The sequence below is a fragment of the Verrucomicrobiia bacterium genome (assembly GCA_035629175.1).
GTDB lineage: Bacteria > Verrucomicrobiota > Verrucomicrobiia > Limisphaerales > DASXHY01 > DASXHY01.
In genome coordinates, this window is the sequence record DASPIL010000079.1 from 41,031 (window position 1) to 53,039 (window position 12,009).

At 56.1% G+C, this 12,009-nt stretch carries 8 protein-coding genes and 2 tRNA genes; all 10 read right to left on the reverse strand.

The window, feature by feature from the left end:
* Window positions 1-68: 68 nt before the first annotated feature.
* The 10 genes from rpoC to VEH04_14570 all read right to left on the reverse strand — a co-directional run bounded on the left by rpoC (window position 69) and on the right by VEH04_14570 (window position 11,989).
* Entirely contained in the window at window positions 69-4,214 is a 4,146-nt protein-coding gene (gene rpoC / locus VEH04_14525; GenBank protein HYG23995.1) for a DNA-directed RNA polymerase subunit beta', read from the reverse strand.
* Between the two features lie 46 nt (window positions 4,215-4,260).
* Window positions 4,261-8,118: a DNA-directed RNA polymerase subunit beta gene (rpoB, locus tag VEH04_14530; protein ID HYG23996.1), complete on the reverse strand. Its 3,858-nt coding sequence runs from the start codon at window positions 8,116-8,118 to the stop codon at window positions 4,261-4,263.
* A gap of 225 nt (window positions 8,119-8,343) precedes the next feature.
* The gene (gene rplL, locus VEH04_14535) at window positions 8,344-8,733 is read right to left on the reverse strand and encodes a 50S ribosomal protein L7/L12 (GenBank protein HYG23997.1); all 390 of its coding nucleotides are present in this window, start codon (window positions 8,731-8,733) and stop codon (window positions 8,344-8,346) included.
* 202 nt (window positions 8,734-8,935) lie between these two features.
* Window positions 8,936-9,448 carry a 50S ribosomal protein L10 gene (rplJ, locus tag VEH04_14540; protein ID HYG23998.1) on the reverse strand — a complete coding sequence of 171 codons (513 nt, stop codon included), beginning with the start codon at window positions 9,446-9,448 and terminating at the stop codon, window positions 8,936-8,938.
* Window positions 9,449-9,467: 19 nt separating this feature from the next.
* Complete coding sequence (rplA, locus tag VEH04_14545; GenBank protein HYG23999.1) at window positions 9,468-10,160, reverse strand: 50S ribosomal protein L1; 693 nt, start codon at window positions 10,158-10,160, stop codon at window positions 9,468-9,470.
* Window positions 10,161-10,262: 102 nt separating this feature from the next.
* A complete protein-coding gene (gene rplK, locus VEH04_14550) occupies window positions 10,263-10,688 on the reverse strand; it encodes a 50S ribosomal protein L11 (GenBank protein ID HYG24000.1) in 426 nt (141 codons plus the stop codon).
* 113 nt (window positions 10,689-10,801) lie between these two features.
* Entirely contained in the window at window positions 10,802-11,350 is a 549-nt protein-coding gene (gene nusG / locus VEH04_14555; GenBank protein HYG24001.1) for a transcription termination/antitermination protein NusG, read from the reverse strand.
* Window positions 11,351-11,357: 7 nt separating this feature from the next.
* Window positions 11,358-11,624, reverse strand: coding sequence for a preprotein translocase subunit SecE (gene secE / locus VEH04_14560; GenBank protein HYG24002.1), 267 nt, complete (start codon window positions 11,622-11,624; stop codon window positions 11,358-11,360).
* A 141-nt stretch (window positions 11,625-11,765) separates the two neighbouring features.
* Window positions 11,766-11,855, reverse strand: a tRNA-Ser gene (locus tag VEH04_14565).
* Between the two features lie 58 nt (window positions 11,856-11,913).
* Window positions 11,914-11,989 (reverse strand) — tRNA-Trp (locus VEH04_14570).
* Between the last annotated feature and the right edge of the window lie 20 nt (window positions 11,990-12,009).

A 12,009-nucleotide genomic window follows, 5' to 3' on the forward strand; every position in this document is an offset into this window, starting at 1 on the left:
CTCGATGCAGTTCAAGGAAAAGGCCGGTTTCCTAGGGAAACCGGCCCTTCATAATAATTCTGCGAGGATCAGCCAACCAACGGATTTTCCGTTGGCGCGGTTTCCAATGCATCCTCGAGGAGCGGTTCCTCGGGCAACTCTACCAAAGCCTTCAGTGTGACTTTGCGATGATGATCGAAGCCAGTGCCCGCCGGGATGATGTGTCCCATGATCACATTCTCCTTGAACCCGCGCAGGTAATCGACCTTAGCCCGGGTGGCAGCCTCGGTCAGGACACGGGTGGTATCCTGGAACGACGCGGCGCTCAGGAAGCTTTCGGTTTCGAGCGATGCTTTGGTAATACCGAGGAGCACAGGTTGTGCTTCCGCGGGTTTGCCGCCCATCTTCTCGACGCGCGAATTTTCTTCCTCGAACTCCAGCTTGTCGATCTGCTCTCCCCACAGGAATGTGGTGTCGCCAGGTTCAGTGATCCGCACCTTGCGCAGCATTTGGCGCACGATGATTTCAATGTGCTTGTCATTGATCGTCACACCCTGGAGGCGGTAAACCTCCTGGACTTCGTTGACGAGATGTTCCTGCAACTCCTGCGGTCCGCAGATGTCCAGAATTTCGTGCGGGTCGATCGGGCCTTCAGTCAACTGCTGGCCTTTCTTGACGTAATCGCCCTTGAACACAATGACGTGCTTGCCGATCGGGATGAGGTGTTCCTCTTCCACGGCCGTCTGCTGGTCCTTGATGACAATGCAGCGCTTGCCGCGGACACTCGGTCCGAAGTCAACGATGCCGTCAATCTTCGAAATCTCCGCGGCGTCCTTTGGACGGCGGGCTTCGAACAGTTCCGCGACGCGTGGGAGACCACCCGTAATGTCCTTTGTCTTCGCACTCTTGCGCGGAGTCTTGGCCATCAGGGTTCCCGCGACGATCTTGTCGTTCTCGTTCACCACGATATGAGCGCCTGAAGGAATCGGGTAGCTCGCCGTGATCTCATTCTCGTCGTCGAGAATGATGATCTGCGGATGCAGGTCTTCCTTGTGTTCGATGACGACCATGGCTTCCTGCTGGGTCTGCTCATCCATTTCCTGCTTCATCGTGACACCTTCGATGATGTCATGGAACTTCACGCGTCCTGCCTTCTCCGAGAGAATTGGAACGTTGTAAGGATCCCATTGAACGAAGGTTTCGCCCTTCTTCACCGTGCCACCGTCGACCGCAGAGATGACTGCGCCGATCACGACATTGTGATTCTCCAGTTCGCGGCCGTCTTCGCCCATGATCGACACCGAACCGTTCTTGTTCAGAACGATGTTGTTGCCATCCTCGAGCTGCACGATGCGGAGATCGTTGTAACGGATTTTGCCTTCGAACTTGGCTTTGATCTGCGGGACCTTGAATTGAGCCGAAGCCGTTCCACCGATATGGAACGTACGCATCGTCAACTGCGTTCCGGGCTCGCCGATTGACTGGGCGGCAATGATGCCGACCGCTTCGCCGAGCTTGACCAGGAGACCGGTTGCCAGGTTGCGTCCGTAACAATATTTGCAGACGCCATGCTTGCTTTCGCACGTGAGCACGGACCGGATCTTCACCTTCTCAACCCCAGCCGTGTCGATTGCCTTTGCCCGGATCTCATCGATCTCGTTATTGGCTTGGGCTAGCGATTCCTTCGGATTGTTGGGGTTCTTGACGTCATCGCACGAGAAGCGGCCGACCAACCGGTCAGCAAGCTTCACGACCACGTCGTCACCTTCCGAGATCGCCTGCACCCAAATACCATTCGAGGTGCCGCAATCTTCCTCGCGGATGATCACGTCCTGCGCCACATCGACCAGCTTGCGGGTCATGTAACCCGAGTCAGCGGTCTTGAGCGCGGTATCGGCAAGACCCTTGCGGGCGCCGTGCGTCGAGATGAAGTATTCGAGCACCGTCAGGCCTTCGCGGAAGTTCGACAAAATCGGTTTTTCGATGATGTCGCCGCTCGGCTTGGCCATCAGTCCGCGAACACCTGCGAGCTGGCGAACCTGCTGGCGATTGCCGCGGGCGCCGGAATCCACCATCAGGTAGACAGGATTGAATTCCTTCTTGCCCTGGTTCTTCTCCAGCGTGCGGAACATGACGTTTGCGATCTGGTCGGTGCAATGCGTCCAGATGTCGATGATCTTGTTGTAGCGTTCGCCAGGAGTGATGACACCCTTGCGATACTGCTTCTCAACTTCCTTGATTTGCTTTTGCGCGGCTTCGATCTCTTGATCCTTCTCAACGGGAATGATCATGTCGTCGATGCCGATCGACACGCCGGCCTTAGTTGCCTCGCGGAAGCCGAGTTCCTTGAGTTTGTCGAGCATGATGACTGTTTTCTCATGGCCGCAAACCTTGTAGCAGCGCCAGATGAGATCGCCGATCTCGCTCTTCTTCACAACCTTGTTGGGGAAGCCCAATTCCGACGGCCAGATCTCAGAGAAGATCACGCGGCCGACTGTCGTTTCGATGACCTTGCGGTTCGCGTCGCCGTAAACGGTTTGCTTGCCGATGTCGGGGTTTGCCATGCGAATCCGCTCATGCGTCGTCACAGCGCCATCGTCAAACGCGAAGATCACCTCGGACTTGGATCCGAAGAGCTTCAGCGTGCGCGAGTCTGTAGGCGCAGGTGTGCGGGGTTCGGCCGTGAGGTAATAACAGCCCAGCGTAATGTCCTGTGTAGGCGTGATGATCGGTTTGCCGGATGAAGGCGAGAAGATGTTGTTGGTCGCCATCATCAGCAGGCGCGCTTCCATCTGCGCTTCCACCGACAGGGGCACGTGAACAGCCATCTGGTCGCCGTCGAAGTCCGCGTTGTAGGCGGTACAAACCAGCGGATGAATGCGAATGGCTTCGCCTTCAATCAGCTGCGGTTCGAATGCCTGCACCGACAGTCGATGCAACGTTGGCGCGCGGTTCAGCATGACTGCGTGTCCTCGCGTGACTTCTTCGAGAATATCCCAAACCTCGCTGGTCTGGCGCTCAATCATCTTCTTGGCTGAGCGCACAGTGTGCACGTAGCCGAGTTCCTTGAGGCGGCGGATGATGAACGGTTCGAACAGCACGAGCGCCATTTTCTTCGGCAAACCGCACTGATTCAGCTTCAGTTCTGGACCAATGACGATCACGGAACGGCCAGAGTAATCCACGCGTTTCCCGAGCAAGTTCTGGCGGAAGCGTCCACTCTTGCCCTTGAGCATGTCGGACAGCGACTTAAGCGCGCGATTTCCGGCGCCTGTCACGGCACGGCCATGTCGGCCGTTGTCGAACAGAGCGTCCACGGCTTCCTGCAACATGCGCTTTTCGTTGCGAATGATCACTTCAGGCGTCTTGAGCTGGAGCAGGTTCTTCAACCGATTGTTGCGGTTGATGACGCGGCGATACAGGTCGTTCAGGTCGGACGTCGCAAATCGGCCGCCTTCGAGGGGAACCAGCGGACGCAGGTCCGGTGGAATGACAGGCAGCACAGTGAGGATCATCCATTCCGGACGGCTCTTGGACTGCTGCAGGCCCTGGAGCAGCTTGATTCGCTTGGCAATTTTCTTGCGGATCTGCTTGCTCTTGGTTTCGGTCATGCCGATCTGCAACGCGTCGATCTGCTTCGCAAGGTCAACCTTCGACAAAGCATCCCGCACGGCTTCGGCTCCCATCTTTGCCAGGAACGCGTCGGGTCCGTAGGTTTCACGCGCCTCACGGTATTCGTGCTCGCTCAACAATTGGTTCTGTTTGAGCGGCGTCGAACCCGGATCGATCACCATGTAATCTTCGTAGTAAATGACCCGCTCGAGGTTGCGGGCAGTCATGTCCAGTGCAAGGCCGATCCGGGACGGCATGCACTTGAAGAACCAGATATGGCAGACGGGAACGGCCAGTTCGATATGGCCCATGCGTTCGCGACGAACGCGGGCAAGCGTCACTTCCACGCCACAGCGATCACAAACGACCCCGCGGTGCTTGATGCGCTTATATTTTCCGCAGGAACATTCCCAATCCTTCACAGGGCCGAAAATGCGTTCGCAGAACAGGCCGCCTTTTTCGGGCTTGAACGTGCGGTAATTAATGGTCTCGGGATTTTTGACTTCGCCTTTGGACCAGGAACGAATGGCATCGGGTGACGCGACCGAGATCGCGACGTACTCCACCTGATTCACCTTGTCCAAGCCAAGCAACTCACGCGCGCTTTCTTTGGTGCTAATCATACAGATTTCTTCCAGCGGGTTTCCCCGCACTCAATTTCAATTCGGATTAAAGAGCCACTGCCGGTTCGGAAGCCGCCTGCTCGACGGGGTTGGAATATCCAACCTTCACGTCCAGTCCGAGCGACTGCATTTCCTTCACCAGCACGTTAAAGGATTCCGGAATGCCGGCCTCCAGTGAGTTGTCGCCTTTGACAATGCTTTCGTAGATGCGCGTGCGGCCCTGGACGTCGTCTGACTTGACCGTGAGCAACTCCTGCAGCGTGTAGGCGGCGCCATAGGCTTCCATAGCCCAGACTTCCATTTCGCCGAACCGCTGGCCGCCATACTGCGCCTTGCCGCCCAAGGGTTGCTGGGTGACCAGCGAGTACGGTCCGACAGCACGTGCGTGGATCTTGTCCGCCACGAGATGTCCCAGCTTCATCATGTAGATGTAGCCGACAACCACTTCCTGGTCGAAGCGTTCTCCCGTGCGTCCGTCGACGAGGTGTGCCTTGCCATGGTTCGGCAGTTTCGCCTGGTCAAGGAACCCGCGAATTTCCTTTTCCTTGATGCCATCGAACACAGGCGTCGCAAACTTCATTCCGAGCAGCTTTGCCGCCCAGCCCAAGTGAGTTTCGAGACACTGCCCGACATTCATACGGGAAGGCACGCCCAGCGGATTCAAAACGATCTCCACCGGGGTTCCGTCCTGCAGGAAGGGCATGTCCTCTTCGGCAACGATCTTGGCAATGACACCCTTGTTACCATGGCGTCCCGCCATCTTGTCACCGACCGAGAGCTTGCGCTTGGAAGCGATGTAGACCTTGACGGACTTGACCACGCCGCTGTCGGTGCCTTCACCGGCTTCAGCGCGTTCCATCTCTTCGTCGTACTGCATCTGCAGGTCGTCGAACTTCTTCTTAAACTGGCCAATGATCTCGTTGATCTTGTTGCGAATCGGCGAAGGATCGATCTCGATGCGATCGTAAACCATCGCGAGCTTGCGCAGCAGCGTCTTCGTGATCTTGCGATTGGCCGGGATGATGATCTCCCCGGTTTCGCTGTTCACGACATCGAGAGGAATTTTTTCACCCAGGAGGATGTTCGAGAGCGCTTCAGTCAGTTGATCGCGCAGTTCGTCGGTCTTCTTCTTGTATTCGTCCTCGACCTGCTTGGCCTGCTTCTTCTCCTCAGTAATGACAGCGCGTTCGCGTTCCGATTCCTTCTTGGAAGAAACCTTCACGTCCATCACGATGCCGTAGGTGCCCGAGGGGACCTTCAGCGAAGTATCCTTAACGTCTGCGGCCTTTTCACCGAAAATGGCGCGCAGCAATCGCTCTTCCGGCGCCAGTTCCGTTTCGGACTTCGGAGTGATTTTCCCGACGAGAATGTCGCCAGGTTTCACTTCGGCGCCGACGCGAATGACACCGTCCGGCCCGAGGTTCTTCAACGCTTCATCGCCAAGGTTCGGGATGTCGCGGGTGATTTCTTCAGGCCCAAGCTTGGTATCGCGGGCGGCCACTTCGAATTCATCGATATGGATCGATGTGAAGATGTCTTCCTTAACGATCTTTTCGCTGATCAGGATGGCATCTTCGAAGTTGTAACCGTTCCACGGCATGAACGCGACGAGCACGTTCCGCCCGAGAGCGAGTTCGCCGCCCTGAGTGCACGGACCGTCAGCAATGACCTGGCCCTTCTTCACATGCTCACCCTTTTTGACCAGGATCTTCTGGTTGATGCAGGTGGCTGCGTTTGAACGCATGAACTTGCGCACGGGGTAAACCCAAACGCCCTTCTCCGCGTCCGTCTTAATCTTCTTCTTGGTGTCCGGCAGCTTGCCGTCCGTCGAAATAATGATCTGATTGCCAACAACCGACGCGACTTTGCCGGCTTCCTCAGCAACGATGACTGCGCGGGAATCCCGGGCAACCCGATCCTCGAGACCCGTCGCGACGAGCGGAGACTCCGTCACCAGCAACGGCACTGCCTGGCGTTGCATGTTTGAGCCCATCAGCGCGCGATTGGCGTCGTCGTGCTCCAGGAATGGAATCAGCGAGGCAGCAACCGAGACGAGCTGCTTCGGTGAAACATCCATGTAATCAACGCGGGCCGGTTCAAGATCCACGAAGTCGCCGCGGCTGCGGCACACAACGGTGGGTTGCGTGAACTTGCCCTTGTCATCCACTGGCGTATTTGCCTGTGCGATGGTGTAGGCCTCTTCACGATCCGCAGTCAGATATTCAATGCGTTCGCTGACCTTTCCGCTCTCAACCTTGCGATACGGAGTCTCGAGGAATCCGAAGTCGTTGATTCGGGCGAAGGTTGCGAGTGACGCAATCAAACCGATGTTCGGCCCTTCAGGGGTTTCCACGGGACAAATGCGGCCGTAATGCGACGGATGAACGTCGCGGACTTCGAATCCGGCGCGATCGCGTGAGAGACCGCCAGGCCCGAGCGCAGACAACCGGCGCTTGTGCGTCAGTTCGGCGAGCGGGTTGATCTGGTCCATGAACTGCGACAACTGGCTGCGACCAAAGAAATCGCGGATCACAGCCGATAGCGCCTTCGGATTGATAAGCTTCTGCGGCGACATTGCTTCTACGCCCTGGTCAAACAGCGTCATGCGCTCCTTGACGAGGCGTTCTGTGCGGGCAAGGCCCACGCGGCATTGATTCGCCAGCAGTTCACCCACGGTACGAACACGGCGGCTGCCCAAATGATCGATGTCATCCAGCGTGCCCTCGCCCTTCTTCAAGCGGAGCAGGTACTTCGTCGCCGCAACGAGATCTTCCTTTGTCAGGATGCGTGAGTCGCCACCCTTGATGCCGAGCTTCTGATTGATCTTGTAACGGCCGACGCGTCCGAGATCATAGCGTTTCGGATCGAAGAACAGACGCTTGATCAACGCGCGGGCGTTGGCGGCAGTCGGTGGATCTCCAGGGCGAAGGCGGCGATAAATATCCTTCAACGCCTCCTCCTCGTTCTTCGCGGGATCCTTCTTCATGCACTTGATGACGATCCCCTCGTCCGCGGTCGTGTCGACCACCTTGATTTTGTTGACGCCGAGTTCGGCGATCTGCTTCACGACCGCTTTCGACAGCGGTTCGAAGGCGCGCGCCACGACAAGACCCTTGTCCTGGTCAACGGCATCCTCGATCAAAACCTTGTTAGGCAGGTCATCATGCTTTTCGGCTTCTTTCACACTCATCTCTTCGATGTCGTAGAACAGCCGCAAAATTTCTTCATCGGATCCGCGACTCTTGTCGGCATCCTTGCCCTTGGCTTCCTTGCCTTCGGAATCCAGGAAACTGAGCGCGCGGAACAGTGTGGTTGTCAGGAATTTCCGGCGGCGCTTTTTGCGATCCAGATAGACATAGAGCAGGTCGCTGGTGTCGAACTGGGCCTCGTACCACGAACCTCGGTCCGGGATGATGCGGAATGAATGCAGCGTTTTGCCGTTGGGATGCTGGGTGGCTTCGAAGGCAAGCCCGGGGGAGCGGTGCAACTGGCTCACGATGACGCGTTCGGCGCCGTTGATGACGAATGTGCCCTGGGGCGTCATGAGCGGGAGTTCGCCCATGAACACTTTTTCTTCCTTGGTTCCCTTTTCTTCCTTCAGGAGGAATGTGACGTACAGCGGGGCGCCGTAGGTCAATCCCTCGCGCAGGCATTCCAGCCAGTCGAGCTTGGGCTCGCCAATCTCGTAGGAATGAAAGTCGAGCACGCATTTCCCGTCATAGCTCTCGATAGGGAAAACTTCCGTGAACACGGCTTGCAGTCCCAGATTTTTCCGCTTGGACTGCGGGATTTCCGCCTGCAGGAACTCACGATACGAATTGGTCTGCAATTCGATGAGGTTCGGTGGCGCGATGATTTCCTTGATCTTACCGAAGTTGACACGTTCTGTTGCTCGCGATGGCATTTTGACCTTAATCACTGTGGGCAAGCTGTATGGCTGGCCCGTTATTTCTTCTAAACGACACAAGGCAAGTACCCTGTATGAACAGCGAACTTGCCCGACTTTCAGTCACCGAAATGGCTCGATGCCCTTCTGTCTGTTAATCGAAAAACTCCCAAAAATATTCCGCTTCCGCAGGTGAAAGTGGGGCGGCGACACAAAGCCGCCGCCCCAGATTCAAACGCAGGTTTACTTTACTTCAACCTTGCCGCCGGCTTCTTCAAGTTTCTTTTTGGCGGCATCAGAATCCGCCTTGTTGGCTCCCTCGAGCACGGGCTTCGGAGCACCTTCAACCAGCGCCTTGGCTTCCGCCAGGCCGAGGCCGGCTTTCACTTCGCGAACAGCCTTGATCACTGCGATCTTCTTGTCTGCCGGAACGGATGCCAGGATCACGTCAAATGTGTCCTTGGCAGCTTCTGCAGGAGCCGCAGCTCCACCGCCACCACCAGCAGCAGCAACTGCGACAGGCGCAGCGGCCGTGACACCCCACTTGTTTTCGAGCTCTTTCACGAGGTCAGCGATCTCGATGACTGTCGCGTTGCTCAATTGATCTACAATACTTGCTTTGTCTAACGCCATGTTACCTTTCGTCTCGTCGTCTCCGCATATCACCATCGCATTTGCGCCAGTGCGTCACATTGCGGGAGGTTTAAGTTCGTTTTGAACCGACGATTTACGTTGTTTTTGTTGTATCCCGGCCCGCTGGCTAAAACGGGCCGGAAATTTATCCCAGATTTGCGTTTGTGCAACTTGCAGACTGAACAAACGTGAAATCCGTCGGTTATTGGGTTTTCTCCGCCTTGGCCTGGAGCACGCGCGCCAGCTGGGTTGCAGGAGTGTTCAGCAATACGACCAGCTTGGTCGCTGGAGCGTTCAAAACACCCAGCAACCGGCCACGGAGCACCTCTATGGAAGGAAGATCCGCCAGCGCAATCAGGTCAGTGTCAGCCAGGCGCTGATTGTTAAGGAAGCCGAACTTGAGCTTCAGCTTTTCAAATTCCGCCGCAAAGGTCTTTACGATCTTCGCAGCCGCGGAAATGTCCTTCTGCCCCGTGACAACGGCAAGCTGGCCGGCCAGTGAGCCGTTCAGATCCGCAACGCCAGCTTCCTTCGCAGCAATGCGGAAGATCGAGTTCTTCACGACGTGAACCTCCGCGCCAGCGCCGCGAAGGCGCTTCCGGAGTTCCGTCATGTGACCCACTTTGAGGCCTTGATAATCCACAACGATGAAGAACGGCGACGCGTTCAACCGCGTGAGATATTCCTGTGTTAAAGTTTTCTTTTCGAGACGCATGTTCGTGTTTCGTTGGAGGTTAGGCAGCGAACTCGCGCAAATCCACAGCCACACCGGGGCTCATGGTCGCCGAAATCGTGCAACTCTGGATGTAAGTTCCCTTCACGCTGGAAGGTTTTGCCTTGGCAACCGCGTCGATCACAGCACGGGCATTCTCCTCGAGCTGGGCGGGCGCAAACGACGCCTTGCCGACTGGCACGTGAATGTTTCCGGCCTTATCGATTTTGAATTCCACACGGCCGGCCTTCACTTCGCGGACTGCTCGGGCAGTGTCTTCGGTGACCGTTCCAGTCTTCGGGTTTGGCATAAGACCGCGTGGTCCCAGGACCTTGCCCAGTTTGCGAACTTCCACCATCGCCTCAGGAGTGGCAACGGCGACGTCAAAATCCGTCCATCCGTCGGTGCACTTCTTGATCATGTCCTCAAAGCCAACGAACTCCGCGCCCGCGGCGCGCGCTGCATCGGCTGCAGGACCGCTCTTTGCAAACACGAGAACCCGCACGGTCTTTCCGCTGCCGTGCGGCAGAGGAACCGTTCCACGGACCATCTGGTCTGACTGCTTGGGATCCACACCCAGTCGGAAGGCAAGATCAACGCTTTCGTTGAACTTGGCCTTGGGAAACTTGTGCAGGACTTCAACGGCGGACTTCAACGGATACGTTTTCCGGGTGTCCACCATTTCCAACGCTTTTTTGAATCGTTTACTGGGCATTTATGGAATGCGGTGCAAGCGAGCTTTTGGCTCTCCCGCGGTTGTGTGTTTGTTTTGAGATAGGTCCCACGACCGTTCCGGTCTTGTGAGATCTATAAAATCTTAGCCAACGACGTCGATGCCCATGCTTCGTGCCGTGCCCGAGATCACCCGGAAAGCGGCTTCTTCCGAAGCAGAGTTCATGTCCTTGTACTTCATCTTGACGATTTCCATCACCTGCTTGCGGCTGACTTTGCCGACCTTTTCCTTGTGCGGCACCTTGGAACCAGCGGTGATTCCGGCCGCCTTCTTGAGCAGAACCGCGGCTGGGGGCGACTTGGTGATGAAGGTAAACGATTTGTCCTGGTAAACAGTAATGACCACCGGGATTACCAGACCAGCGTCGGCCTTCGTGGCTGCATTGAATTCCTTGCAGAACGCCATGATGTTGACGCCGTGCTGACCGAGCGCGGGACCCACGGGGGGCGCTGGGTTGGCCTGCCCGGCCGGAATCTGCAGCTTGATCTGTCCTGTAACTTTCTTTGCCATACAAGTATTTGCGACTTCGGTTTACCACTGACGATTTACAGGCTCGCGGCGCGAACACCATGGTGTTCCCAACGTCGCCAACCAGAGATCATCCAATATAAACCATAAATTGTTTACGCCTTCTCCACCTGCCAATACTCCAGTTCCACAGGCGTATTGCGGCCGAAGATATTCACAGTCACCTTGAGCTTGCCACGATCAGGCTCAATTTCCTCAATAATACCACTGAAATTGAGAAATGGACCATTGTTGATCTTGATTGTCTCGCCAATGTCGAAATTGACCTTCGGCTTCTCGGTCTCTTCAGACGCTGAAATCTGGGCTTTAATCGATTCGACCTCGTCGGCCGGAGTTGGCGTGGGCGGCTCACCGCCGACAAACCCAATCACGCCCTGGGTTTCCTTGATGAAGTACCAGGGCTTCTCAATGAGGCGCTTGTTCTCATCCAGCAGCACCATGTCGACAAACACATACCCGGGCCAAAGCTTGCGAGTGGAAACGGTCTTCTTCTGATTTCGGACTTCCACGACTTTTTCCATCGGAACGAGGACTTCCTTGATGTAGTCGCCCATCTCTTCGGGCTTAATGCGTTTCTCGATGCTCTCCTTGACCTTCTGCTCCTGGCCTGAAAGCGTGTGAATGACGAACCACTGGCTTTTCATATTTCGATCACGCCTTGGAAATGAGCAGGATAACCTCGAAGAACACCCGGTCGATAATGATTGTGAACAAGCCCAGAACCGCGATGGAAACGGCAACCAGCACAGTTGACCCCTTGAGTTCATCCCATGTCGGCCACGTGCACTTGCGCAACTCTTCCTTCGTCTGGGCGACGTAATTCGAGAGCCTGAGCAGCAATCCCTTCCGCCATGCAATGACGAAGAGAACCAGGACCACAGCGATCCAAATCCCGATCTTGATTAAGTCTTTATTCACAAAATGTTAGCCGTTCCGGCAATCTTCGTTTTAGTTGCGCTGTTGGCGCATCCTCGCGGAAGCTCAGGCGCGATTCACTATCCGGCGCTCAACCCTGCCGCGCGTTGCAATCGTTCGCTCATGAGCGCAGCAATCCGAGACTGGCGGAGAGGGAGGGATTCGAACCCCCGGTGCGCTTTCACGCACAGCGGTTTTCAAGACCGCCGCAATAGACCACTCTGCCACCTCTCCCACGCTGCGCTGAATCTCAAATCTGAGATTCCAAATTCGAGATCCAGCGGAGCGTGGCTGGCAGGGCGTGCAGGACTTGAACCTGCAACCAACGGTTTTGGAGACCGCTACTCTACCAATTGAGCTAACGCCCTAACCGCAAATACCATCCGTT

Excerpts from the sequence above, each read along its gene's own strand:
- rpoC (HYG23995.1), bottom strand. The coding sequence starts at position 4,214 with ATGATTAGCACCAAAGAAAGCGCGCGTGAGTTGCTTGGCTTGGACAAG.
- rpoB (HYG23996.1), bottom strand. The coding sequence starts at position 8,118 with ATGCCATCGCGAGCAACAGAACGTGTCAACTTCGGTAAGATCAAGGAA.
- rplJ (HYG23998.1), bottom strand. The coding sequence starts at position 9,448 with ATGCGTCTCGAAAAGAAAACTTTAACACAGGAATATCTCACGCGGTTG.
- rplA (HYG23999.1), bottom strand. The coding sequence starts at position 10,160 with ATGCCCAGTAAACGATTCAAAAAAGCGTTGGAAATGGTGGACACCCGG.
- nusG (HYG24001.1), bottom strand. The coding sequence starts at position 11,350 with ATGAAAAGCCAGTGGTTCGTCATTCACACGCTTTCAGGCCAGGAGCAG.
- rplK (HYG24000.1), bottom strand. The coding sequence starts at position 10,688 with ATGGCAAAGAAAGTTACAGGACAGATCAAGCTGCAGATTCCGGCCGGG.
- rplL (HYG23997.1), bottom strand. The coding sequence starts at position 8,733 with ATGGCGTTAGACAAAGCAAGTATTGTAGATCAATTGAGCAACGCGACA.